Source organism: Ruegeria sp. BHSC223, from assembly GCF_059613025.1.
Genome location: NZ_JBXWRR010000002.1, coordinates 455754 through 478170 on the forward strand (window position 1 = coordinate 455754; position 22417 = coordinate 478170).

26 protein-coding genes and 1 pseudogene are annotated in these 22417 nt (G+C 63.9%); 11 read left to right on the top strand and 16 right to left on the bottom strand.

Features of this window, described 5'->3' with window-relative positions; all coding sequences use genetic code 11:
* Positions 1–47: 47 nt before the first annotated feature.
* The 4 genes from moaB to AC2FNY_RS06220 are packed head-to-tail and all read right to left on the bottom strand — an operon-like array spanning position 48 to position 2596.
* Positions 48–590 (bottom strand): molybdenum cofactor biosynthesis protein B, encoded by a 543-nt coding sequence (gene moaB, locus AC2FNY_RS06205; RefSeq protein ID WP_234137188.1) that lies wholly within the window; start codon positions 588–590, stop codon positions 48–50.
* Positions 591–594: 4 nt separating this feature from the next.
* Entirely contained in the window at positions 595–1215 is a 621-nt protein-coding gene (locus AC2FNY_RS06210) for a LysE family translocator (RefSeq protein WP_496801933.1), read from the bottom strand.
* Positions 1212–1811: a metallophosphoesterase family protein gene (locus AC2FNY_RS06215; RefSeq protein ID WP_496801934.1), complete on the bottom strand. Its 600-nt coding sequence runs from the start codon at positions 1809–1811 to the stop codon at positions 1212–1214. Before AC2FNY_RS06215 ends, AC2FNY_RS06210 begins: the two co-directional genes overlap by 4 nt.
* A complete protein-coding gene (locus tag AC2FNY_RS06220) occupies positions 1811–2596 on the bottom strand; it encodes a uracil-DNA glycosylase (RefSeq protein WP_496801935.1) in 786 nt (261 codons plus the stop codon). Before AC2FNY_RS06220 ends, AC2FNY_RS06215 begins: the two co-directional genes overlap by 1 nt.
* A 299-nt stretch (positions 2597–2895) precedes the next feature.
* Here AC2FNY_RS06220 and AC2FNY_RS06225 point away from each other — a divergent pair, with 299 nt between their 5' ends.
* From AC2FNY_RS06225 to AC2FNY_RS06260, 8 genes are all read left to right on the top strand, one after another.
* Positions 2896–3270: a hypothetical protein gene (locus tag AC2FNY_RS06225; protein WP_496801936.1), complete on the top strand. Its 375-nt coding sequence runs from the start codon at positions 2896–2898 to the stop codon at positions 3268–3270.
* Positions 3271–3341: 71 nt separating this feature from the next.
* Complete coding sequence (locus AC2FNY_RS06230; RefSeq protein ID WP_496801937.1) at positions 3342–4277, top strand: aspartate carbamoyltransferase catalytic subunit; 936 nt, start codon at positions 3342–3344, stop codon at positions 4275–4277.
* Positions 4274–4798 (top strand): hypothetical protein, encoded by a 525-nt coding sequence (locus AC2FNY_RS06235; RefSeq protein WP_496801938.1) that lies wholly within the window; start codon positions 4274–4276, stop codon positions 4796–4798. Before AC2FNY_RS06230 ends, AC2FNY_RS06235 begins: the two co-directional genes overlap by 4 nt.
* Positions 4783–5169, top strand: a complete 387-nt coding sequence (locus tag AC2FNY_RS06240) for a hypothetical protein (protein ID WP_234137181.1) — start codon at positions 4783–4785, stop codon at positions 5167–5169. The genes AC2FNY_RS06235 and AC2FNY_RS06240 overlap by 16 nt, the downstream gene beginning before the upstream one ends.
* On the top strand, positions 5166–6446 hold the full coding sequence (gene pyrC, locus AC2FNY_RS06245; RefSeq protein ID WP_496801939.1) for a dihydroorotase: 1281 nt from the start codon (positions 5166–5168) through the stop codon (positions 6444–6446). The genes AC2FNY_RS06240 and pyrC overlap by 4 nt, the downstream gene beginning before the upstream one ends.
* Positions 6446–7057: a glycerol-3-phosphate 1-O-acyltransferase PlsY gene (gene plsY, locus AC2FNY_RS06250; protein ID WP_496801940.1), complete on the top strand. Its 612-nt coding sequence runs from the start codon at positions 6446–6448 to the stop codon at positions 7055–7057. The genes pyrC and plsY overlap by 1 nt, the downstream gene beginning before the upstream one ends.
* Entirely contained in the window at positions 7054–7329 is a 276-nt protein-coding gene (locus tag AC2FNY_RS06255) for a hypothetical protein (protein ID WP_496801941.1), read from the top strand. The genes plsY and AC2FNY_RS06255 overlap by 4 nt, the downstream gene beginning before the upstream one ends.
* A 178-nt stretch (positions 7330–7507) precedes the next feature.
* Positions 7508–7981 (top strand): YHS domain-containing (seleno)protein, encoded by a 474-nt coding sequence (locus AC2FNY_RS06260; RefSeq protein ID WP_234162815.1) that lies wholly within the window; start codon positions 7508–7510, stop codon positions 7979–7981.
* Positions 7982–8199: 218 nt separating this feature from the next.
* On the opposite strand, the gene AC2FNY_RS06265 is transcribed toward AC2FNY_RS06260, so the two are convergent.
* The 4 genes from AC2FNY_RS06265 to AC2FNY_RS06280 all read right to left on the bottom strand — a co-directional run bounded on the left by AC2FNY_RS06265 (position 8200) and on the right by AC2FNY_RS06280 (position 11524).
* Positions 8200–8679 carry a group I truncated hemoglobin gene (locus AC2FNY_RS06265; RefSeq protein WP_496801942.1) on the bottom strand — a complete coding sequence of 160 codons (480 nt, stop codon included), beginning with the start codon at positions 8677–8679 and terminating at the stop codon, positions 8200–8202.
* 85 nt (positions 8680–8764) lie between these two features.
* A complete protein-coding gene (locus AC2FNY_RS06270) occupies positions 8765–10135 on the bottom strand; it encodes a glutamate--cysteine ligase (protein ID WP_496801943.1) in 1371 nt (456 codons plus the stop codon).
* A 139-nt stretch (positions 10136–10274) separates the two neighbouring features.
* Entirely contained in the window at positions 10275–10802 is a 528-nt protein-coding gene (locus tag AC2FNY_RS06275) for a hypothetical protein (protein ID WP_496801944.1), read from the bottom strand.
* A complete protein-coding gene (locus tag AC2FNY_RS06280) occupies positions 10799–11524 on the bottom strand; it encodes a 16S rRNA (uracil(1498)-N(3))-methyltransferase (RefSeq protein ID WP_496801945.1) in 726 nt (241 codons plus the stop codon). Before AC2FNY_RS06280 ends, AC2FNY_RS06275 begins: the two co-directional genes overlap by 4 nt.
* 12 nt (positions 11525–11536) lie before the next feature.
* Here AC2FNY_RS06280 and ubiA point away from each other — a divergent pair, with 12 nt between their 5' ends.
* The 3 genes from ubiA (at position 11537) to AC2FNY_RS06295 (ending at position 14787) form a co-directional block, all read left to right on the top strand.
* On the top strand, positions 11537–12499 hold the full coding sequence (ubiA, locus tag AC2FNY_RS06285) for a 4-hydroxybenzoate octaprenyltransferase (RefSeq protein WP_496801946.1): 963 nt from the start codon (positions 11537–11539) through the stop codon (positions 12497–12499).
* A 62-nt stretch (positions 12500–12561) separates the two neighbouring features.
* Positions 12562–14475, top strand: coding sequence for an OmpA family protein (locus AC2FNY_RS06290; protein ID WP_496801947.1), 1914 nt, complete (start codon positions 12562–12564; stop codon positions 14473–14475).
* Positions 14476–14787 carry a hypothetical protein gene (locus AC2FNY_RS06295; RefSeq protein WP_011049311.1) on the top strand — a complete coding sequence of 104 codons (312 nt, stop codon included), beginning with the start codon at positions 14476–14478 and terminating at the stop codon, positions 14785–14787.
* Positions 14788–14805: 18 nt separating this feature from the next.
* Here AC2FNY_RS06295 and AC2FNY_RS06300 read toward each other — a convergent pair whose 3' ends face one another.
* The 8 genes and pseudogenes from AC2FNY_RS06300 to AC2FNY_RS06335 all read right to left on the bottom strand — a co-directional run bounded on the left by AC2FNY_RS06300 (position 14806) and on the right by AC2FNY_RS06335 (position 22332).
* A complete protein-coding gene (locus AC2FNY_RS06300) occupies positions 14806–15249 on the bottom strand; it encodes a molybdenum cofactor biosynthesis protein MoaE (RefSeq protein ID WP_234162817.1) in 444 nt (147 codons plus the stop codon).
* A 5-nt stretch (positions 15250–15254) separates the two neighbouring features.
* The gene (gene moaD, locus AC2FNY_RS06305) at positions 15255–15500 is read right to left on the bottom strand and encodes a molybdopterin converting factor subunit 1 (RefSeq protein ID WP_234162818.1); all 246 of its coding nucleotides are present in this window, start codon (positions 15498–15500) and stop codon (positions 15255–15257) included.
* A complete protein-coding gene (gene pgsA, locus AC2FNY_RS06310) occupies positions 15500–16171 on the bottom strand; it encodes a CDP-diacylglycerol--glycerol-3-phosphate 3-phosphatidyltransferase (RefSeq protein ID WP_234165567.1) in 672 nt (223 codons plus the stop codon). The genes moaD and pgsA overlap by 1 nt, the downstream gene beginning before the upstream one ends.
* 57 nt (positions 16172–16228) lie before the next feature.
* Positions 16229–17389 (bottom strand): serine hydrolase domain-containing protein, encoded by a 1161-nt coding sequence (locus tag AC2FNY_RS06315; RefSeq protein ID WP_496801948.1) that lies wholly within the window; start codon positions 17387–17389, stop codon positions 16229–16231.
* Positions 17390–17439: 50 nt separating this feature from the next.
* Positions 17440–19311, bottom strand: a complete 1872-nt coding sequence (gene uvrC, locus AC2FNY_RS06320; protein ID WP_496801949.1) for an excinuclease ABC subunit UvrC — start codon at positions 19309–19311, stop codon at positions 17440–17442.
* A gap of 289 nt (positions 19312–19600) precedes the next feature.
* A pseudogene (locus tag AC2FNY_RS06325) lies at positions 19601–20389 on the bottom strand (SDR family oxidoreductase); the annotation flags it as partial.
* Between the two features lie 17 nt (positions 20390–20406).
* Positions 20407–21366: a calcium/sodium antiporter gene (locus AC2FNY_RS06330; RefSeq protein WP_234137164.1), complete on the bottom strand. Its 960-nt coding sequence runs from the start codon at positions 21364–21366 to the stop codon at positions 20407–20409.
* A 168-nt stretch (positions 21367–21534) separates the two neighbouring features.
* Entirely contained in the window at positions 21535–22332 is a 798-nt protein-coding gene (locus AC2FNY_RS06335) for a S49 family peptidase (protein WP_234137163.1), read from the bottom strand.
* Between the last annotated feature and the right edge of the window lie 85 nt (positions 22333–22417).

Genomic DNA, 22417 nt, shown 5'->3' on the forward strand with positions numbered 1-22417 from the left:
GCGCATGGAAAAACGCCAAGCCCCGAGTGCTTGAACGGGTCGCAAAGCTATTTCCGTCGCAGATGTTCGTCCAGTCTGGGCATGATTTCCACGAAATTGCAGGGCCGGTGCCTATAATCCAGCTGTTTTTCCAGAATTCCGTCCCAGGCATCCTTGCAGGCACCGGGGCTGCCGGGCAATGCGAACAGATAAGTGCCGCCCGCCACACCACCCGTGGCGCGTGACTGTACCGCCGAGGTACCGATCTTTTCCATCGAGATCAGGGTAAAGACGGTGGCAAAGGCCTCGATCTCTTTTTCATAGACGTCGCGATGGGCCTCGACGGTCACGTCGCGCCCGGTCAGGCCGGTGCCGCCGGTCGAGATGATCACGTCGATCTCGGGGTCTGCAACCCAGGCGCGCAGCTGGTCGGCAATCTGGGCGCGTTCGTCCCGGATGATACGCCTGTCGGCCAGCACATGGCCTGCCCGTGCGATCCGGTCGACCAGCGTCTGGCCCGAGCGGTCTTCCTCCAGCGAGCGGGTATCCGACACGGTCAGCACAGCGATACGGACCGGGATGAAATCGAGGCTTTCGTCGATGCGGGACAAGGGGTCAGGTCCTTTCTAGCAAGGCAAGCCGCAGCGCCAGCGCGGCGAAAATGCCGGCGGTAAAGCGGCTGAGCAGACGGCCCAATCGCGGATCGCCGGTCAGCCGTCTGCCCAATCCGCCAGCGAACTGACCCACCATGCCGTTGACGATGAATCCGCCGATCGCGATTACAAGGCCAAAGGTCAGGAATTGCATCAGGATCGGTCCGGCAGCCGGGTCGATGAATTGCGGGATGAAGGCAAGCACGAACAGGATCACCTTGGGGTTGGTGAGGTTTACCAGCATCCCGTCACGAAAGGCGCGGCGCGCCGGGCGTACCGGCACCTCGGATGCGCTGAACTCTTGCCGCAACGCGCACCAGGCCAGCCAGAGCAGATAGGTAACCCCGACCCAGCGGATCACGTCGAACAGCCAGGGCATCGCCTGTACCGCAGCCCCCAGACCCAGTCCCGCGATCGAAACATGCACCATGCCACCCGCCGAAATCCCGGCGCTGGCGGCCCAGCCCGCGCGCGGACCCGCGCGCAGCCCCTGCCCGAGACAGAACATCATGTCGGCCCCCGGTGTCAGGTTCAGCGCGAGCGCGGCGGGGACGAATGTAAGCAAGGTGACCGGATCGATCATGCCGGTATCTCGAACCAGTTCACGGTGGGGCCAAGGTTGACAATGCGGCTGCGCCCGATCATGCCTTCGGCCCCCCAGCTGTCATGGATATGTCCGCAAAGCGCCAGCCGCGGCTGGACCCGTTCGATAGCGTCGCGGATCTCGGTCGACCCGACCGAAAGCCCGGTTCCGGTCACATCGCCGATCCCCTTGGGCGGCGAATGGGTGATCAGGATATCGGCACCTGTGCAGCGGTCGAGCAATTCGGCCGCCGCGCCCTCGGTCAGGTCGCAGGACCAGTCGCCAAAGGGGGTGGGCGGAACACCGTATCCCACACCGAACAGGCGCAACCCGTCGATGCGCGCGCCTGAGCCGTGCAGCACATGGGCACCATCGGGGGCGGCAGCGCGCAGCTCGTCGGCGCTTTCGGCATTGCCGGGCACCAGCACCAGCGGCACCATGATCCCGGCCAGCATGGCCATCGCCTTATCCAGGCCCTGCCGCCCGTTGCAATAATCGCCCGCCCCGATGACCAGATCGGCCTCAAGACTGGCGGCAACCAGATCGGCGGCCCGGGCGCGCGCCATGTGCAGATCGGAAAAGGCCAGAATGCGCATCACGCCTCCCTCAGCTTCGCCTGAAGCTCCAGCAGATCGACCCAGGCGTGCCGCTTCATCTGCGGCTGACGCAGCAGATAGGCCGGATGAAACATCGGCAGCACCGGCAGGCCCATGGCTTGGGTCCATTGCCCGCGCAACCGGGTAATCCCGCGTCGGCCCAGCACCGTTTCGCAGCTGATATTGCCCATCAACACCAGCACCTCGGGCGAGGCCAATGCCACATGCCGTTCCAGAAACGGCTTCATCATGCCGATTTCCACCGGCAACGGGTCGCGGTTCTGCGGGGGCCGCCATGGCAGGACGTTGGTGATATAGACGCTCTCCGACCGGCTGAGACCGATCGCCGCCAGCATCCGGTCCAGCAACTGCCCGGCCCGGCCGACAAAGGGACGGCCCTCGCGATCCTCGTCACGGCCCGGAGCCTCGCCAATGATCATCACCCGCGCACCGGGCGCCCCATCGGCAAAGACCAGATTGCGGGCCCCGCGCTTCAATTCGCAATACTCGAACGCGGCCAGCGCAGCACGCAAGGCATCGAGCGAAGCTGCCGCACGCGCGGCGTGCGCAGCTTCTTGGGCCGGATCGACCTCGGGCGCCTTGGGAGGCGGCGCGGGCATTGCCGGGCGACGCGGATCGGGCGTCGCATGCACCGACTGGCGCGGTTCGGTGTCGGTCAGCGCATAGCGATCCAGCGGCGCATCCATGATCGTCTCGGACACACCCAGTTCGACCTGCCATTGCAGCAGGGCCAGCGCGGTATGAGGGTCAAGTGCCGATTCCATGCCCCCAATCTAACCGTCCCTGCGGCAAGGGAAAGCGGATTGGGCTGGACAGCGCGCGCGACGGGGTCGAGCATGGGGTCATGTCCCGCGTCCACCTCTTGCTGTTGCCATTTCTGCTCTGGTTCTGCGTCACGCTGCCTGCTGGCGCCGCAACCGCAGATTGCCCGCCCGGAACCTTGCGGTGTGGTGCGACAAGCTGTTGTTCAGGGGCGCAGACCTGTTCCTGGGACGGCTATTGCATCCCCCTGGGCGCGACTTGTTGCGGCGGCGGGCGCTCGTGCGGCCCGTTCGAGCAATGTGTGGCGGGTGGTACCCGCTGCGCCCCCAAGGGAGACGGCAGCTGCCAATCGGGCCTGACCTGCGGCCCCGGCATGACCTGCACCGTCAGTGGCAGATGCGTTCCTATCACAACGCGCGAGCTGGAAACTCCGATAAACACACCCTGCAAGGACGGGCGGGTCTGCCCGGCAGGCACTCAATGCCTGCCCGGTGGCGGGTGCAGTCGCGTCGGCTGGTTCCTTTGCGAAGAGACCGGATCGCAATGCAGGCCCGGCTTCAAATGCTCGGCCGAACGGGGCTGTGTCCCGCAGCTGGCGGTCGATTGCGGACAGGGCAAATGGTGCAAACCGGGCGAGATCTGCCTGCCCGAGGGCGGCTGCGCGCCCGCCGACTGAGGCGAAGGGCCGTATTGCCCCCAGACCGCACCCTTTCTATAAGCGGCGCAATCGCCTGACCGGAGCCGCCCATGTCATTTGCCCACCGACACCTGCTTGGCATCGAACAGCTGTCTCCCGCCGATATCACCGCCATTCTGGACCTGGCCGAGACCTATGTGGCCCTGAACCGGCAATCGGCCAAGCATTCCGACGTGCTGTCGGGGCTGACCCAGATCAACATGTTCTTTGAAAACTCCACCCGCACGCAGGCCAGTTTCGAACTGGCGGGCAAGCGGCTGGGAGCGGATGTGATGAACATGTCGATGCAGGCAAGCTCGATCAAGAAGGGCGAAACCCTGATCGACACCGCGATGACATTGAACGCGATGCATCCTGACCTGCTTGTCGTGCGGCATCCGCATTCGGGCGCCGTGGACCTGCTGGCGCAGAAGGTCAATTGCGCGGTGCTGAATGCGGGCGACGGGCGGCACGAACACCCGACACAGGCGCTCTTGGATGCGCTGACGATCCGCCGGGCCAAGGGGCGGCTGCACCGGCTGAACATCGCCATCTGCGGCGACATCGCGCACAGCCGCGTTGCCCGCTCGAACCTGATCCTGCTGGGCAAGATGGAAAACCGGATCCGCCTGATCGGCCCGCCAACGCTGGTTCCCGGCCAGTTCGCCGCGTTCGGCGCCGAGGTTTATGACGAAATGCGCGAGGGCCTGAAAGACGTCGATGTGGTAATGATGCTGCGCCTTCAGCGCGAGCGGATGGATGGCGGCTTCATCCCGTCCGAGCGCGAGTATTACCACCGCTACGGGCTGGATCGCGACAAACTCGGCCTCGCCAAGGCGGACGCCATCGTGATGCATCCCGGCCCAATGAACCGGGGGGTCGAGATCGACGGAACACTGGCCGACGACATCAACCGCTCGGTGATCCAGGAACAGGTGGAAATGGGCGTCGCCGTGCGTATGGCGGCGATGGAGCTGCTGGCCCGCAACCAGCGCGAGGCCGCATGACCCGGCTGGACGTTTCCGCAACCGAACACGGCGTGATCCGGCTCTATTCCCTCGACATGCGGCCCGAAGAGGCGCGGTTCCTGCGCGAGCCGGGTGCGGTGGCGCAGCTGTTGGGGGCCGAAACGCTCGACATGGATCATGTCGAGGTCTTTCCGGTTGCTGATCTCGAAGAGCTTGGCCTTGACGGGTATCTGGCCGAGGGGTTGGGCGTGCCCGAGGACCAGTTCGACCGAGCGGACTTGCGGGCGCGCACTGGCTGGGTGCTGATGCTGCGCAGCCGGGCCTTTGGCGGGCGGGCGCTGGACCTGCCGCTGCCACCTGCCCTGATCCCGATCGGTACCTATCGCGAGGCCGGAACCGACTGGACCGGCACCCCGATAGAGACCGCCAGCGCCCTGCCCCATTCCGCGCCCCGCCTTTCTCCGCGCGCGGCACGGCGCAAGGCACGCAATATCGGCTTCGCCCTGTTTGCCATCATCATGTCACTGATCATCGTGGGGCTGGCATGGCTGATCCTGTGATCCGCTTTGTTGCAGACCGGCAGGCCTATCTGCGCAACCACACATGGATGGCGGCAATCGCCATGGGTGGCGCCATGGCCGTGCTCTGGGCATTGGGCAACCCCTATATCTGGACCGGCGCTCCAGCGGGTCTGGCCGCGATTGCCCTGCGCGGCTGGTACCTCGCTTCCGAGGAACTGGCGGTGGTCTGGGAGATCTCCGGGGGCACGCTCAGCGGGCCCGGCCCCCGCGTACCGCTCAACCAGATCGAAATGGTGCGCACCATGGGCAGCTATGTGCAGGTGATCACCAAGGGCGGTGACAAGCACCTGATCAAGTATCAGGCGGATCCGGCCGCCACCAAGGCCGCCATCGAAAGGGCGATGACATGAGCAACATCCTTTTCACCAATGCCCGGCTGATCGACCCCGAGGCAGGCACCGACGAACGCGGTGCGTTGCTGGTCGAGGGCGGGCGGATCGTGGCGCAGGGCCACGAGACCGGCGTGCCCGAGCATGTCGAGGTGGTCGATTGCGGCGGCAAGTGCCTGGCCCCCGGCATCGTCGATATCGGGGTCAAGGTGGGCGAGCCGGGCGAGCGCCACAAGGAGAGCTTTAAATCCGCAGGACTTGCAGCGGCGGCGGGCGGTGTCACCACCATCATCACCCGGCCCGACACTCACCCGGCCATCGACACGCCCGAGGCGCTGGAGTTTGTCACCCGCCGGGCGCAGGCCGATACGCCGGTCAACGTGCTGCCGATGGCGGCACTGACCAAGGGGCGGCAAGGCCGCGAGATGACCGAGATCGGCTTCCTGCTGGATGCGGGCGCGGTGGCGTTCACCGATTGCGACCATGTGGTCGCCAATACCAAGGTGTTTTCCCGCGCGCTGACCTATGCCAGGTCCTGCAGCGCTCTGGTGATCGCGCATCCGCAGGAACCGGGGCTGAGCGAGGGGGCGGCAGCCACCAGCGGCAAGTTCGCGGCACTCTATGGCCTGCCCGCCGTGTCGCCCATGGCGGAACGGATGGGTCTGGACCGGGATATCGCGCTGTTGGAGATGACCGGGGCGAAGTACCACGCCGACCAGATCACCACCGCGCGCGCCCTGCCCGCGCTGGAACGCGCGAAGAGGAACGGACTGGACATCACCGCAGGTACCTCGATCCATCACCTGACGCTGAACGAACTGGATGTGTCGGGCTATCGCACCTTCTTCAAGGTCAAGCCGCCCTTGCGCAGCGAGGACGACCGGCAGGCGGTGATCGAGGCGGTGCGCACGGGCCTGATCGACACGATCAGTTCCATGCACACACCGCAGGACGAGGAAAGCAAGCGGCTGCCCTTTGAGGAGGCCGCCAGTGGCGCGGTGGCGCTGGAAACCCTGCTTCCAGCGGCACTCAGGCTTTACCACGCGGGCCAACTGGACCTGCCGACCCTGTTCCGGGCCATGGCGCTGAACCCGGCGCGGCGGCTGGGGCTGGCGTCGGGACGGATGAGCGCGGGGGCGCCCGCCGATCTGGTGCTGTTCGACCCGGATGTACCCTTTGTACTGGACCGGTTCACGCTGAAATCGAAATCGCAGAACACTCCGTTTGACGGCCAGCGGATGCAAGGTAGGGTGCTGGCAACCTATGTCGCGGGCCTGCCCGTCTATCGGAGAGATTGATGCCACCGATCGAGACCGCCACCAACACTCTGATCCTCTGGGCCCTGATCGGCTATGGGTTGGGTTCCATACCTTTTGGCCTGCTGCTGTCGCGCATGATGGGTCTGGGCAACCTTCGCCAGATCGGTTCGGGCAATATCGGTGCCACCAACGTGCTGCGCACCGGCAGTAAGAAGGCGGCGGCACTGACCCTGCTATTGGACGGCGGCAAAGCGGCGGTGGCGGTGCTGCTGGCGCGGGTGTTCGCTGGCGAGGATGCCGCACAACTGGCGGCGCTGGCAGCGTTCCTGGGCCATTGCTATCCGGTCTGGCTGGGCTTCAAGGGGGGCAAGGGAGTCGCCACCTTTCTGGGTCTGTGGCTGGCGTTGGCCTGGCCTGTCGGCATCGCCTGCTGTCTGACCTGGATGGTGGTTGCCTTTGTCACCCGTATTTCGTCACTCAGTGCCCTGGCAGCGGCGGCCAGCTCGACGCTGTGGCTGGTCTTTCTTGGCCATGGCACAACACTGTTCCTGGGCATCGCGTTGACCCTGCTGGTCTATTGGCGCCACAGCGCCAATATCGCCCGCCTCAAGGCCGGCACCGAGCCGCGCATCGGACAGAAATCCAGTTGACCCCCATCCCGACGGCGCTGACCTGCCTGCGGAACTGGCCGCTCGGCACGCATCACGGTCGGTCCGGAGGCAAGCGCTATCTGGTTTGCAAGACCGTCTTTGCGGGGGGACGCTCGATCAAGCTGGTCGCGCACGAGCGCGGCGGCAACGATTACATCAGCCTTTGTTTCTACGACCTGACCGCAGGACCGCGGCTGGCGCCCTGCGAGATGCCGCTGGACAAGGTCATCACCTTCCTTAGCCAGTTGCGCCGCGACGGAAACCGGGGCTAGGTCCTGCTGCTCCCGGCGTGCTCACCGACACAACACGCCCACTCAAAAAGAGTTGCTTTGAACGTGATCGGGGGACCTCCCAGATCGGGGTCACCACGGCGCATTACGCCGTGCGGGATCAAAGGGCCCTTACAGCGCATAGACCGCCAAGGGGCCATCAACGCGAAAGGCACATAGAATGAACACTCTCAAATCTTTCATCGGCGGCGTCGCCCTGTCGCTGACGCTGGCCGGGTCGGCCCTGGCAGCCGGTGTCGAACTGAACGCCAGCTCGACCGGACTGGCGCTGCAAGGCTATGACCCGGTGGCCTATTTCACCGTGGGCGAAGCCACTGAAGGCGACTGGAAGATCACCTCGGTCTATCATGACGCCACCTATCGCTTTGCCAACAACGAGAACAAGGCGGCGTTCGAGGCAAACCCGGAAGCCTATCTGCCGGCTTATGGCGGCTATTGCGCCTTCGGCGCTGCGATGGGCTTCAAGTTCGATGGAGACCCGGACAACTGGAAGATCGTTGACGGCCAACTGTATCTGAACCTGTCCGACGAGATCCAGGCCAAGTGGGAAGAAGACATCTCCGGCTTTATCGTGAAAGCCGACACCAACTGGACCGACATCGCCGCGAAGAGCCCGGCTGAACTGCAGAACTGAGTCCGGTTTCCGGAACAAGGATCGGCGGCAGTGCATACTGCCGCCGGTCGCGTTTTGTAGTGTGCGGGTAGGGCAGTCTGTAGCAGAACCGTCCACAAGGCCACGGCATGTAGAATAGAGGGGCCTATCGCGCAATGTTCGAATATCAGCAGCGCGTAAGCATCATTCACCAGGCAATTCATAGACAGATGCCCAGGGTTGCCGCGGTGTCGAGACAGTCAGATTCCGACGACCTGATCTTTGAGGCTGTACAAAATAAACAAGACTTCTTCTTGTTCCCGCTGACCAACATTGTTCGCTTGCAGAGCGTTCATCGCATCGTCGAGAACTGCGACAAACTCGTCTCCACTGATATTCATGTGCTTGTGGGCCGCAATCATGTCCTTGCCCGTATAAATCTCGGGCCCGCCAGAGCCAGCTATGAAGAAATCTCCGGCCATTTTCTTGAGGTTCTTCATATCGCTTCCCGCAAATCGTGGCGCCACGACAGGGTTTTTGGCGTGATTATCGACAAGTACACCGACGATGCGTCGGATACCGTCCGCTCCTCCCAGACGGTCAAATAACGTTGCAGCAATGATGCGCCTCCTCGTTTCCGGATGATTTCGAAACAGTGGTCTATCGTCGACGCTAGCATGGAGGCCTATTTGGACCAAAACGCCCAGAATTTTGGTCGTACTGACGCGGCCAGCTCGCAACTGACAGCCTAGCCGGATATGGCGCGCGAACTGCGCTCGTCAAGCAAGGACTCTGCCCGAAAAGGCAACTGGCCGCCGGGGGCAGTCAATAGCTGTATTGTGCGTAGATCTGGCTCAGGTCGCCGTTCCAGTCGCTGTTGTAATGGTCGAGCAGTTCGTCGGCGGGGGTCTTGCCCGTTTCGACGCTGTCTTTCAGCGCGCTCAGGAAGTGGGTCTCGTCCGGGACCATGCCGCCGGCGCCGGGGCGGGCGCGGGATTTGAGGCCGGCCTCGGAGATCGCCACCACCTCGCGCGCCAGCGCGTGCATGTCGATATTGCCTGCCCGCGCCTGGAGCCCCTGGCGGCTGGCTTCCACCCGCAAGGTGTCGCGGGTTTCGGCATCCCAGTCCTTGACCAGATCCCAGGCGGCATCGAGCGCGGACTGGTCGTACATCAGCCCGACCCAGAAGGCGGGCAGCGCGCAGAGCCTGCGCCACGGGCCGCCATCGGCACCGCGCATCTCGATGAATTTCTTGATCCGCGCCTCGGGGAAGAGCGTGGTCAGGTGATCGGCCCAGTCGCTGAGCGTCGGCGTCTCGCCCGGCAGCGCGGGCAGTTCGCCCTTGAGGAAATCGCGGAACGACTGGCCCAGCGCGTTGATATACGCGCCGTCGCGGTAGACGAAATACATCGGCACATCGAGCGCGTATTGCACCCACCGTTCGAACCCGAACCCCTCTTCGAACACGAAGGGCACCATTCCGGTGCGGTCGTCATCCAGATGCCGCCAGACACGGGCGCGCCAGCTTTTATGGCCGTTGGGCTTGCCTTCGAGGAAGGGGGAATTGGCAAACAGCGCGGTGGCCACCGGTTGCAGCGCGATGGCGACACGCAGTTTCTGCACCATGTCCGTCTCGGAGGAGAAATCGAGGTTCACCTGCACCGTGCAGGTGCGGCGCATCATGGTGGTGCCCGAAGTGCCCACCTGTTGCATGTAGTTGTCCATCAGCTTGTAGCGGCCCTTGGGCATCAGCGGCATCTGGTCATGGGTCCAGATCGGCGCGGCGCCAAGGCCGATGAAGCCGACGCCGATCTTGTCGGCGATATCCTTGACATCGCGCAGGTGGTCGTTCACCTCGTCGCAGGTCTGGTGGATGGTTTCCACCGGAGCGCCGCTGAGTTCCAGCTGCCCACCCGGTTCAAGGCTGACATTGGCGCCGTCCTTGGTCAGGCCGATGAGCTTGCCGCCCTCTTCCAGCGGGGCCCAGCCGTGCAGGTCGCGTAGACCCTGGAGCACGGCGAGAATCGAGCGCTCGCCCTCGTAAGGGAGCGGTTTCAGCGTGTCCTTGCAGTAGCCGAATTTCTCGTGCTCGGTGCCGATACGCCAGTCGGACTTGGGCTTGCAGCCCGAGGCAAGGTATTCGGCCAGCTGTTCATGGCGTTCGATCGGTCCGCCGCCGGACTGGGGAATGGACATGCTCGGGCTCCGTCTTGGCTTTACTAGATCTGCCGACAAGTGGCACATTTGACGCAAGTGTCAATGGAATGGGGGGTAGAAACTCACGCGGTTGTGTTGGCCTGCCCATCACCGGAAACGATGCAACACCCTGACCGGATCAGTGCAAAGGCAGCGCCGCGGGACGTGAGGGTGTACGTTCCCAGATTACCACCGCATGGCGGGCTTCGGTTTTCAACGCGGTCAGCATGCGCTCGGTCCTGAGACCGGGCAATGCCGAAAAACTGTCGAACAGGACCTCGGCCCCCTCGGCATTGACGGGGATGGCAAGCACGTCGCGCCCCTTTTGTTCCAGCAGCCAATGCGGCGGGGTGGCGGTTGGGTCAAAGGTCAGCCGCTCGATCTCGGCCGCTGCAACCGAACCGCCGCCAAGCGGCCCCATATAGGTGATCTCGCCCTCGTCCAGCAGCACGATACCGGGCCCGCCACCACCGGTGCGGAACCGTGCGCGCTGGACCCCGACGACCGCCAGTATCACGCCGGCCGCCGCGACCGGCCACCCGGTCCAGCCCAACAGACCACCCGGTCCCGCGATCCAGCTGAACCCAAGAAGGACCAGCGCAAGCCCTGCGAGCACCTCACGCCAGCGCCACAGCGCGGCGCGCGCTTCGGGTCGGACGAAGCTCATGCCCAATCCCCTAGCGCTTGTTGCCACAGGGTCATGGCTGCCACCGCCGCCGTATCGGCGCGCAGGATACGGGGGCCAAGGCTGACCACATGGGCCTCGGTCATTGTGTGCAGACGCTTGCGCTCGGCTTCGGAGAAGCCGCCCTCGGGGCCGATCAGGATGGCCCAGGGTTTGTTCCGCGCCTCCGAGGCGAGGCGCAGGGCGGACCCGGCCTCGGCCTCGTCGCAGAACATCAGCTGCCGCTCGGCGGGCCAATGATCCAGCAGGCGCGAGAGTTTTTGGAGATCCGTCACCTCGGGCACGAAGGTGCCGCCGCATTGTTCGGCGGCCTCGATGGCGTGGGCCTGGAGCCGGTCTTGGCGGATGCGTTCGGAATTGGTGAAATCGGTCTGCACCGGCACGATCCGGGCCGCCCCCATCTCGGCCGCTTTCTCGACGATGAAATCGGTGCGCGCCTTCTTGATCGGAGCGAACAGCAGCCAGAGATCGGGGGGCAATTGAAGCGGTCTGGTCTGCGTCTCGCAGACCAGCGTACCGCCGCGTTTGCCAGCCTCGGTCACCTGGGCCAGCCATTCGCCGTCACGCCCGTTGAACAGCGCCACGGCCGCGCCCACGTCAAGCCGCATCACCCCGAAGAGGTAATGCGCCTGGTCGCGCGACACTGGAACCGGTTGCCCCTGGCCCAGCGCCTGCTCTACATACAGTCTGATCTTTGCACTCATGAAAGACTACATATGCAAGGCCAAGCCCCAACGCCAGACGGTCAGGTCGCAGATGCGGTGACCGGCAACTGGGTCGATATCCATGCACCGGCCTGGTCGCGCCCCTATTTGCGGCTGAGTCGGGCCGATCGGCCCATCGGCACCTGGTTGTTGTTGATCCCCTGCTGGTGGGGATTGTCGCTGGCCATGCTTGACGGGCAGGATGCGCGCTGGGGCGATCTGTGGATTGCTGTCGGTTGCAGCATGGGCGCGTTCCTGATGCGGGGCGCGGGCTGTACCTGGAACGATATCACCGATCGCGATTTCGACGGTCGGGTCGAACGGACGCGCTCGCGCCCGATCCCCTCGGGGCAGGTGAGCGTCCGGATGGCGGTGGTCTGGATGGTGGCGCAGGCGCTGTTGGCGTTGATGATCCTGCTGACGTTCAACCGGGCGGCCATTGCCATGGGCGTGCTGTCTCTGTTGCCGGTGGCGGTCTATCCCTATGCGAAACGCTTCACCTGGTGGCCGCAGGTGTTTCTGGGGCTGGCGTTCAACTGGGGCGCGCTACTGGCCTGGACAGCGCATTCCGGCTCGCTGGGATGGGGGGCGGTGTTCCTTTATGTGGCGGGCATCGCCTGGACGCTGTTCTATGACACGATCTATGCGCATCAGGATACCGAGGATGACGCGCTGATCGGGGTCAAGTCCACTGCCCGGCTGTTTGGCGACCAGACGCCGCGATGGATGGCCTATTTCCTGGTCGCAACCGTCAGCCTGATGGGGATCGCGGTGATCGAGGCCGCGCTGCCAGATGCCTCGATCCTGGCGCTGGTCCTGGCGCTGGCGGGACCCTGGGCGATGGGCTGGCACATGGCCTGGCAACTGCGTGGACTGGACCTCAAAGACAATCGCAAACTGCTGCAACTGTTTCGGGTCAATCGCGACACCGGCCTGATTCCGCTCATCTTCTTTCTGATCGCGTTGTTCGTGTGATTGCACCATCGATCCCGGGGAGTTAAGAACTCTTCCACAAACCGGAGAGATACGACCTGTTGATGCGACTTCCTCTGACCCTCGTGGTCGCGCTGACCTTTGTTCTGGCAGCGCTGATTTGCGGTGTGGCCGCCAGTTTTGCCGTGACTGCAGTCGAGGAGAACTCGGAAATTGCCGTGCGGCGCGGGTTGGATCGGGCCGGCCACAATTGGGCTGAGGTTCAGGCCAATGGCTTGCAGGTCATCGTTACCGGCATGGCCCCGGACGAGGCGACGCGGTTCAACGCGCTGTCGGTGGTGGGGGGCGAGGTCGATGCTTCGCGCGTTATCGACATGATGCAGGTACGACCCTCGGCCGGCTTGGCCGCTCCGAAATTTTCGATCGAAATACTACGCAACGATTCCGGCGTGTCGATCATCGGCCTGGTTCCCGCCTCGATGAACCGGAAGGCGCTTCTGACCTCGCTGAAACGGCTGGCCGACGGGCAGCAAGTGGCCGATCTGCTGGAAACCGCCAGCTATCCCGTCCCCGAAGGCTGGCAGGATGCTCTCGATTACGCGGTGGTCGCGCTGGGTATGCTGCCGCGTTCGAAAATCTCGGTCAGCGCCGGACGGGTGACCGTGCGCGCCATATCGGACAGCGGCGCCGACAAGAAAAGACTGGAACAGGCGCTGAACCGCGCCGCGCCGCCGTCGCTGCGGATCGGTCTCGATATCGCGGCACCGCGTCCGGTGCTGACGCCGTTTACCCTGCGGTTCCTGATCGACGAGGAGGGTGCCCGCTTCGATGCCTGCGCCGCCGACACCGAGGCCGCCCGCGACCGTATCCTGACCGCCGCCCGCAATGCCGGGATGCAGGGCAATGCTTCGTGCACCATCGGGATGGGCGTACCGTCGCCCCGCTGGGCCAAGGCGGCCGAGTTGAGCCTTGCCGCACTGGCCGAACTGGGCCGGGGCACGGTGACCATCGCGGATGCCGACATCACGCTGGTCGTTGCGCAGGGCACCGACCCGGCCCTGTTCGACCGCGTGGTCGGAGAACTGGAAACCGGTCTGCCAGATGTGTTTGCCTTGCATGCGGTCTTGCCCGAGCCAGAAACCAAGCAAACAGTCGGCCCGCCCGAGTTTACCGCCACACTAAGCCCCGAGGGGCTGGTGCAACTGCGCGGTCGCCTTGGCAGCGACTATGCCCGCGAGATGGTGGACAGCTATGCTAAGGCGGCGTTCGGCGCAGCTGCGGTCTATACCGCCGCCCGGATCGTTCCCGATCTGCCGGCCGACTGGCCCGTCAGGGTGTTGGCCGGCCTCGAGGCGCTGGCGACGCTCAGCAAGGGCGCTCTTGTGGTAACTCCTGATCTGGTTGTCCTGCGCGGTACCAGCCATTTGGAAGAGGCCAGCGCCGAGATCGCCCGCCTGCTGGCCGACAAGCTGGGTGAGAACCAGAGCTTCGATCTGGAAATCGCCTATGAGGCGCCGCCAGAACCCGCAGAAACCAGCCTGGACGCCGACCGGTGCGAGGCTCTGCTGGCCGAGGTGCAGGCGAATGACAAGATCGCCTTTGAACCCGGATCTGCCACCATTGCGGCCAGTGCCTCGGGCACGATGGACCGGATCGCGGAGCTGTTGCAGAGCTGCGGACCGATCCGGCTGGAAATCCAGGGTCATACCGACAGTCAGGGCCGCGAAGAGATGAACCAGCAGCTTAGCCAGGCGCGCGCACAGTCGGTTCTGAACGAGCTACGCGCGCGCCGGGTGCTGACCGCCAGCTATGCCGCCGTCGGTTATGGCGAAAGCCAACCGATCGCCGATAACGGGAGCGAGGATGGTCGCGAAGCCAACCGCCGCATCGAATTCCGCCTGATCCGACCGGAACAGGCAGACGAACACACCACGGCGCTGGAACAGGTCGAGGCAGAGCAATCCGGCGATGCGGATACCGAACAGAGCACCACCGGGGCCACCGGGGAGGATCAGTAAGTGAACAGAACCGAATTCATCATCACCACCGCCATCATCCTGTTCGTGGCCTTTTCCATGGGATGGTTCGCGAACTGGCTGGTGCACCGGTTCACCCGCGTGCGGCAAAGCGATGTGGCCGATCTGGACCGGATGAGCCAGGAATTGCACGAGGCCGAAGAGGCCCGCGATCAGGCGATCACCTATCTGCAACAGCGCGAGGCCGAGCTGACCAATCAGCTAACCCAGACCGAGGCAGAACTGGGCGCTGCCATGGACGGGTTGCGCGCCGCCCGGCAAGAGGCCGAAGAGCTACGCCATCATCACGGCTGAGCGACCGTCGCGGGGCGCCTACCAGCGGGTCAGGGCGTCTTCGTCTTCGTCCTTGGCAGCGACCCAGCCTGCGCCAGTCCCGGTGATTTCCTTTTTCCAGAACGGAGCGCGGGATTTCAGATAGTCCATCAGGTATTCGGCGGCCTCGAAAGCATCCTTGCGATGGGGTGCGGCGGTGGCGACCATCATGATCCGGTCGCCGGGCGCCAACCGCCCGTAGCGGTGGATTACCAGCACATCGCCCAGCGACCAGCGTTCCTGCGCCTCGGTCGCGATCCTGGTCAGCGCTTTTTCGGTCATGCCCGGATAATGCTCGATCTCCATCACATCCAGATCGCCCTGCGCCAGATCGCGCACCACGCCGGTAAAGGTCACGATGGCGCCCATGCCTGTATCGGCGGCGGCAAAGGCGTTGGCCTCGGCGCCAAGGTCAAAGGGTTCCTTCTGGACCACCACCCGCATCGGGCTCAGCCCCCGGTCATCGGCGGAAAGAAGGCCACTTCGCGCACGCCGCTGAGCGATGCGTCGAAATCGGCCAGATCCTGATCCAGCGCCACCCGCAGGGCGGTCAGGTCGGCAAAGGCCGCCTCGTAACGCGGCTCGCGCGCGCGCAACTCCTCGACCAGTTGCGCCACTGTCTGCGCCCCGGTTTCGACCCGCTCGCGCGGCACACCGATCCGCTCGCGGACCCAGGCGAAATAGAGAACATCCATCAGCGCGTCTCCCTCAGGTGCGGCATGGCTTTACGTAGGTAGTCAAAGCCCGTGATCAATGTCAGCGCCGCCGCGATCCACAACAGCCACAGGCCCACGCGTCCGGACCAGATCATGCCATCCAGCTTCCAACGCAGGCCGTGCAGGTCCGCGACCTCGCCCGCCATGATCTGATCGACGATCCCCTGATCCATGCCGAACGAGGACATCACCAGATAGTGTTCGAAAATGCCCTGACTGAACAGGACCGCGATGGCGATCATCTGGGCGGTGGTCTTCCACTTGGCCAGCTTGGTGACCTTGAGCGTGCCGGCCACATCGCCGAGATATTCGCGCAGGCCCGAGACAAAGACCTCGCGGAACAGGATCACCGTGGCAGGCAGCACCAGCCATGGCGTCCAGTGTTCGGTGGAATAGCCCACAAGGATCATCAGCGCGATCACCACCATCGCCTTGTCGGCGATCGGGTCCATCATCGCACCCATCTTGGTTTCCTGTTTCCAGGCCCTTGCCAGATAGCCGTCGAACCAGTCGGTGATCGCCGCAGAGACAAACAGGATTAGCGCGAACCAGTCTGCATAGGGCCGTGTGAAATAGAGAAACATGACGGCCAGGCCGGGCGCGGCAAGCAGGCGCAGCAGGGTCAGGATATTGGGCAGGTTCCACTTCATGCGCCGGGTTTATCCTGCCCCGAGCGAATGGGAAAGAGGACAGAAGTACCACATCTCTCAGACAACCGCGCGCAACTGTTCAATCAGGCGATAGCGCAGGCCAAAGGCGCGGTCGCTGGTTGGGTCCGACTCGGATGCCATCCACGCCACAACGAGGTCGCGGGCTGGATCGGCAAAGAGGTATTGACCGTGGATGCCCATGCCATGGATCAGCGGTTTGGCTCCGGGGTGGACATACCATTTGCTGCGATAGACCATGTCATATTCCGGGAAACGGTCGGCGAAATCACCGGTCGCCCAGGCCTCGGGATCACCCTGCGTTGCGATATCGTCCAGCCAGTCGGCGGGGATCACCTGACGCCCGTCCGCGCGCGCGCCGCCCTGGCAGATCAACTGCCCCACCCGCGCCAGATCGCGGGCGGAGACGCACATGCCACCCGCCGCGCGCGGTCCACCAATGCGGTCGACAGTGATATAGGCCGCCTGCTGGGCGCCCATGGGCCGCCAGAGGTGTTCGGACATCAGGTCGGCATAACGCCGCCCAGCCGCCCGTTCGATCACCCAGGCCAGCAGGTCGGTCACCGGCGAGACATAGTGAAACCGTCCGCCATGCGGACCGTCACGCTCGGTCAGCATTTGCTGGAACCCGCGCAGATCGGGTACCGTGTCACCCGGCTCGACCACGTTCCAGTTCGCCGCCTTGCGATAGGCAATGATCGGGCCGGTGGTGGCGGTGTAATCCTCGGAGAATGCGACGCCCACCCGCATATCCAGCGCCTGGCGCACCATCGCGCCGGCATAGGCGGTTGCTGCCAGTTCGGGAACATAATCGGTGATCGCCGCGTTCAGGTCCAACAGCCCCTTGTCCGCCAGAATCCCGGCCAGAAGGCCCAGCATGGATTTCGAGACCGACATCAGGATATGCGGATCATCGGCCCCCATTCCGTTGCGATAGATCTCGTGGACCACGCGGCCTCGATGCAGCACAACCAGCGCATCGGTGCAGGTAGGGGCGAGGATATCGTTCAGCATATCCTCGGAAAGCAGCGGCGCGCTCTGCTCCAGCGCCCACACGTCGCCCGGCGCATTGGCGATCAGCGCCGAGGGGACGATCTCGCGCACATGATGGAACGCCCAGGCCGAATAGGGCCGGGTGCGCCAGTTGGCCAATGTGGCGCGGTCACCCTCGGCTGGCGGAAACCCCTGCATCACTGTCATCGAAACGTCCTCCCCGCGTCAGCCAAGCGTAGGGCAAGGCAAATGGCAAGTCAGCTTTCGTGGAAGAAGTCGTAGATTTTCTGCGCCAGACCCTCGGAGACACCTTCGACCGCGATCAAGTCGGCCAGATCGGCGCGGCTCACCGCCTTGGCGCTGCCGAAATGCGCAAGCAGTGCGCGTTTGCGGGCGGCGCCGACGCCGGGGATATCGTCGAGCGGAGTTGCGCTGACCGCCTTTGCCCGCTTGGCGCGATGGGTGCCGATGGCAAACCGGTGCGCCTCATCCCTGAGCCGCTGGATGAAATACAACACCGGGTCGTTGCGTTTCAGGGCAAAGGGGCGCTGGCCGATGCGGTGGAATTCTTCCTTGCCGTGGTCGCGGTCGATGCCCTTGGCGACGCCGACCATCGGGATATCCTCGACCCCGTGCGCCACCATGATTTCCTGCACCGCGCTGACCTGACCGGCGCCGCCGTCGATCAGCAACAGATCGGGCCACAGCCCCTTGTCGCGGTCCGGGTCCTCTTTCAGCAGCCTTGTAAACCGCCGGGTCAGAACCTCTTTCATCATGCCGAAATCGTCGCCCGGCGTCAGGTCGTCGCCCCGGATGTTGAACTTGCGGTACTGGTTCTTCATCAGTCCCTCAGGCCCGGCCACGATCATGCCGCCGACCGCGTTGGTGCCCTGGATATGGCTGTTGTCGTAGACCTCGATCCGCTTTGGCGGGCCGTCCAGGTCGAACGCCTCGGCCAGGCCGCGCAGCAGCTTGGTCTGGGTCGCGCTTTCGGACATGCGCCGGGCCAGCGACTCGCGCGCGTTGCGCAGCGCGCCCGAGACCAGTTCGGCCTTTTCGCCGCGCTGGGGCACCAGCAGTTCAACCTTGCGCCCGGCCTTCTCGCTCAGCGCCTCGGTCATCAGGTCTGCATTCTCGATCGCGTCCGACAGGATCAGCTGCCGGGGCGGTTCCTTGTTGTCATAGAACTGGCCCAGGAACGCCTCCATCACCTCGGCCGCCGAAACATCCTCGCCCACGCGAGGATAGAAATCGCGGTTGCCCCAGTTCTGGTTGGCCCGGATGAAAAAGACCTGCACGCAGGCCTGGCCGTTTTCGAGATGCAGCGCCACCACATCCGCCTCGGCCACGCCGCGCGGGTTGATGCCCTGTGCGCCCTGCACCGTGGTCAAGGCCCGGATCCGGTCGCGCAGGGCGGCGGCGCGCTCGAACTCCATCGCCTCGGAGGCGGCCATCATCTGTTCGGCCAATTCCTCCTGTACCCGGGTCGAGCGGCCCGAGAGGAACCGTTCGGCATCCTTGACGGCGGCGGCATAGTCAGCCTCGGATATCAGCCCCACGCAGGGTCCCGAACACCGCTTGATCTGATAGAGAAGGCAGGGCCGGGTACGGCTGTCGAACACCGCGTCGGTGCAGTTGCGCAGCAGGAACGCCTTTTGCAGCTGGTTCAGGGTGCGGTTGACCGCACCGGCACTGGCGAAGGGGCCGAAATAGGTGCCCTTCTCCTTCTTCGCGCCCCGGTGTTTCTTGATCTGGGCAAAGGGATGATCCTTGGCCACCAGGATATTGGGAAAGCTTTTGTCATCCCTGAGCAGCACGTTGTATTTCGGCTTGAGCTGCTTGATCAGGTTCTGTTCCAGCAGCAGCGCCTCGGTCTCGGTGCGCGTGGTCAGGAACATCATCGAGGCGGTCTCGCGGATCATCCGCTCGATCCTCGGACTATGGCCTGGGCGAGCATAGTTCGACACCCGCGCGCGCAGGTTGCGCGCCTTGCCGACATAAAGCACCCGCGCCTGTGCATCGAGCATCCGGTAGACTCCCGGCGCACCGCTCAGACTGCGAAGATAGTCCTGGATACAGGCATATCCGGTGACCGGGGAATCAGGTTGGGACGGGTTCGTGTCTTGCATGGGACCGAGATATGATTCTCTGGACCCCGCTGCAATCTTGTGGCGTCCGTTTCAAGAGGAAACAAATCCACGGATTATGTGGATAAGTCTGAAGACAAGTTTAAGACGCGCGGGATTTTCCCTTGTTTCGCGGGCGGTTTGCCGAGTTGCCTAAAAATTAGGCACCAATGCAACATATTGAATCTAAACAAAACTTTTTTAATTCGCTGCAAGCCAATGAAAACAAAGGTGTTTTTGTAACGCTTTCGTAACATGACTGACGCCGGTGCAAAACTCGCGGCGCAAACCTCTATTCCACCCCCAGAACATCGGGTGTGCGCCACCCCAGGTGCTGCCCGCCATCGACGCAAAGCAACTGTCCAGTTACCGCAGGGGCATCAAGGAAATATCCCAAAGCAGCGATGATATCCCGCGGGTTCGAACCGCGCCCCGAGATCGTGTTGGCCCGCTGCGCCGCGAAATGCTCAGGCGACTGGCGGTGACCTTTCAGGGTTGGGCCGGGTCCGATCGCATTGACCCGGATCGCCGGCGTCAGCGCCTGAGCGCTGGTTTGAGTCAGGGTCCACAATGCGGCCTTTGCCAGCGTGTAGGTCATGAACTCCGGTGTCAGCTTGCGCACCCGCATGTCGATCATGTTGACGATCAGCCCGCTCGCCATCGGCTCGCCATTGTCGTCCAGTATCGGTTCCAACCCCTGTGCTGCCATCGCCTGGGTCAGTACGAATGGCGCGCGCAGATTGCTTTCCATATGCCGATCCCAACTATGACGGCTGGCGCTGGACAGGCTGTCATATTCAAAGATCGAGGCATTGTTGACCAGGCAGGTGACAAGACCGCCCAACGCCTCGCTCGCGCGCGGCAAAAGGGCCTGCATCTGGTCCTCGTCCAGCAGATCGGCCTGAAGTGCTACGGCGCGTCGTCCCAAATGGTGGATCCGCTCCACAACTTCGGCCGCATCGGTCTCGGAGCGGGCATAGTGCACCGCCACATCATGACCGCGCCCGGCAAGATACAGCGCCATAGCGCGGCCCAGACGGATACCTGCCCCGGTGACAAGCGCCAATGCCATGACCGCTCCTCTCTGTTGCGGGTCGCCTAAACGAGGACGACAACGATATAGACGAGGTAGATACCCGTCAGGAACACCCCCCAGGTGCGGGTGATGTCCCACTTGAAGAACACGAAGGGGATAAGCAGCAGCGAGGCTGCCAACATCACCCAGAGGTCGAAACGCAGGAATTCCGGATCGACCGGGATGGGGCCGAACATCGTAGCCACACCGATGATGGCCAGCAGGTTGAACATGTTCGACCCGATCACATTGCCCAGCGCCACATCCGCCTGACGTCTGAGCGCCGCCATAACGGTGGTGGCCAGTTCGGGCAACGAGGTACCGACAGCCACCAGTGTCAGGCCGATCACGGTTTCGCTGACCCCGTAGGTGCGCGCGATGATCGAGGCATTGTCGACCAGCAGATGCGCCCCCATCGGCAGCCCGATCAGACCCAGCAGCAGATAGATGCCGATGCGCCACCAGGGCATGTCGGGGTCGGCTTCTTCCAGCACCTCCAGATCGTCATCGGCACAGGGGTCGCCACAGGCCTTGCGATGGGCATGCGCCTCGCGAAAGGCATTGGCCAGCATCAATCCCAGACCGGCCAGCAGGATCAGACCGCTGGTGGCGGTAAAGGTGCCGCAAAAGGCCAGACCGATGAAAAGGACCGAGGCAAGGATCATCAGCACATAGTTGCGACGGCTGTCGCATTCGCTGGTGTGCAGCGTCGCCAGCAGCGCGGGAACCCCCAGAACCAGCAGGATGTTGGCGGTGTTCGAACCGACCACATTGCCCAGTGCGATGCCCGGCGCGTGCTCCAGCACCGCCTTGATCGAGATCAGCAGCTCCGGTGCCGAGGTACCGAAGGCCACGATCGTCAGGCTGACGATCAGCGCGGGCACGCCCAGCCGCAGGCTGAGATTGACCGCGCCCCGTACCAGCGCGTCCCCGGCCAGAAGCAGGATGACCAGCCCCAGCGCCGATAGGATCCATGGCATCATGCGCGGCCTCCATGTCCACAGGCACAGGGGCCCTTGCCGATCCTGTAGCGCCCGCACCGCGGACATTTTGCCGATTTTAACCGGGACGCGCCCGGAAACCGCAAACGTCCGAACATGGCGAGAACCATCATGCCAACCAGGAAAAGGGCGACGATCTTTGTCAGCATGTCAGAGACCGAAACGCGCAAAGGCCGCGCGCTCCTCGATACCGGCAAGGGCGTCCTCGGCCAGATGCACGCCGAAGCGCGACCAGAACGGGCGGCGGATACCATAGCGGCGGAACCGCACCTTGTCGCCGAACCGCTCCTGCATCTTGGGTTTCAGATGGGCGATCCCGTCGATCAGCCCCAGATCGCGGGCCCGCGCACCCAGCCAGACCTCGCCGGTGAACAGGTCTTCGGTGGCATCCAGCCGGTCGCCGCGACGTTCTTTGACATGAGTGATGAAGTTCTGGTGGATGTCGCCCAGCAATCCCTTGAGCCGGGTCACATCCTCTTTCTTTTCCGGGCTGAACGGGTCGAGCATGGATTTCGACTTGCCCGCCGTGTGTACCCGCCGTTCGAACCCTTGGCGCGCCAGGAACACATGCGCGCCGAAGCTGGCCGAGATTACCCCGATCGAGCCCAGGACCGAGCTGTCATCGGCCCAGATCTCGTCAGCGGCGCAGGCCAGCCAATACCCGCCCGAGGCGGCAACATCCTCGACAAAGGCATAAACCGGCATCTCATGCTCGGTCGCCAGGCGCCGGATGCGCGCCCCGATCAGCGAGCTTTGCACGGGCGAGCCGCCGGGCGAATTGATTTCCAGCGCAACGGCGGCAGGCTTGCCCTTGCGAAAGGCGCGCTCCAGCATGGGGGCAAGCGTGGTGTCGTTCAGCGCCCCGCGCCCGGCGAGACCAATCGCACCGGACAGGCGAACCACGGCCACCAGAGGCGGCTTTTTCTTAAACGGAAGGGCGAGTGTCATGGCAGCCGATGTAGAGCGCGCCCTGCCGACAAACAAGACGCGCGGCATGACAGATACGCGACGGCAACACATTTCCCACAGCGAA

Bases quoted from the DNA above. Each gene is read 5' to 3' on its own strand.
- AC2FNY_RS06330 (WP_234137164.1), bottom strand. From the start codon at position 21,366: ATGATGCCATGGATCCTATCGGCGCTGGGGCTGGTCATCCTGCTTCTG.
- AC2FNY_RS06260 (WP_234162815.1), top strand. From the start codon at position 7,508: ATGAACACTCTCAAATCTTTCATCGGCGGCGTCGCCCTGTCGCTGACG.
- AC2FNY_RS06235 (WP_496801938.1), top strand. From the start codon at position 4,274: ATGACCCGGCTGGACGTTTCCGCAACCGAACACGGCGTGATCCGGCTC.
- pgsA (WP_234165567.1), bottom strand. From the start codon at position 16,171: ATGAAGTGGAACCTGCCCAATATCCTGACCCTGCTGCGCCTGCTTGCC.
- AC2FNY_RS06315 (WP_496801948.1), bottom strand. From the start codon at position 17,389: ATGACAGTGATGCAGGGGTTTCCGCCAGCCGAGGGTGACCGCGCCACA.
- AC2FNY_RS06210 (WP_496801933.1), bottom strand. From the start codon at position 1,215: ATGATCGATCCGGTCACCTTGCTTACATTCGTCCCCGCCGCGCTCGCG.
- moaD (WP_234162818.1), bottom strand. From the start codon at position 15,500: ATGGATGTTCTCTATTTCGCCTGGGTCCGCGAGCGGATCGGTGTGCCG.
- AC2FNY_RS06275 (WP_496801944.1), bottom strand. From the start codon at position 10,802: ATGAGCTTCGTCCGACCCGAAGCGCGCGCCGCGCTGTGGCGCTGGCGT.
- pyrC (WP_496801939.1), top strand. From the start codon at position 5,166: ATGAGCAACATCCTTTTCACCAATGCCCGGCTGATCGACCCCGAGGCA.
- AC2FNY_RS06270 (WP_496801943.1), bottom strand. From the start codon at position 10,135: ATGTCCATTCCCCAGTCCGGCGGCGGACCGATCGAACGCCATGAACAG.
- plsY (WP_496801940.1), top strand. From the start codon at position 6,446: ATGCCACCGATCGAGACCGCCACCAACACTCTGATCCTCTGGGCCCTG.
- AC2FNY_RS06300 (WP_234162817.1), bottom strand. From the start codon at position 15,249: ATGCGGGTGGTGGTCCAGAAGGAACCCTTTGACCTTGGCGCCGAGGCC.
- AC2FNY_RS06290 (WP_496801947.1), top strand. From the start codon at position 12,562: ATGCGACTTCCTCTGACCCTCGTGGTCGCGCTGACCTTTGTTCTGGCA.
- AC2FNY_RS06215 (WP_496801934.1), bottom strand. From the start codon at position 1,811: ATGCGCATTCTGGCCTTTTCCGATCTGCACATGGCGCGCGCCCGGGCC.
- AC2FNY_RS06280 (WP_496801945.1), bottom strand. From the start codon at position 11,524: ATGAGTGCAAAGATCAGACTGTATGTAGAGCAGGCGCTGGGCCAGGGG.
- AC2FNY_RS06230 (WP_496801937.1), top strand. From the start codon at position 3,342: ATGTCATTTGCCCACCGACACCTGCTTGGCATCGAACAGCTGTCTCCC.
- AC2FNY_RS06335 (WP_234137163.1), bottom strand. From the start codon at position 22,332: ATGACACTCGCCCTTCCGTTTAAGAAAAAGCCGCCTCTGGTGGCCGTG.
- ubiA (WP_496801946.1), top strand. From the start codon at position 11,537: ATGCAAGGCCAAGCCCCAACGCCAGACGGTCAGGTCGCAGATGCGGTG.
- uvrC (WP_496801949.1), bottom strand. From the start codon at position 19,311: ATGCAAGACACGAACCCGTCCCAACCTGATTCCCCGGTCACCGGATAT.
- AC2FNY_RS06240 (WP_234137181.1), top strand. From the start codon at position 4,783: ATGGCTGATCCTGTGATCCGCTTTGTTGCAGACCGGCAGGCCTATCTG.
- AC2FNY_RS06220 (WP_496801935.1), bottom strand. From the start codon at position 2,596: ATGGAATCGGCACTTGACCCTCATACCGCGCTGGCCCTGCTGCAATGG.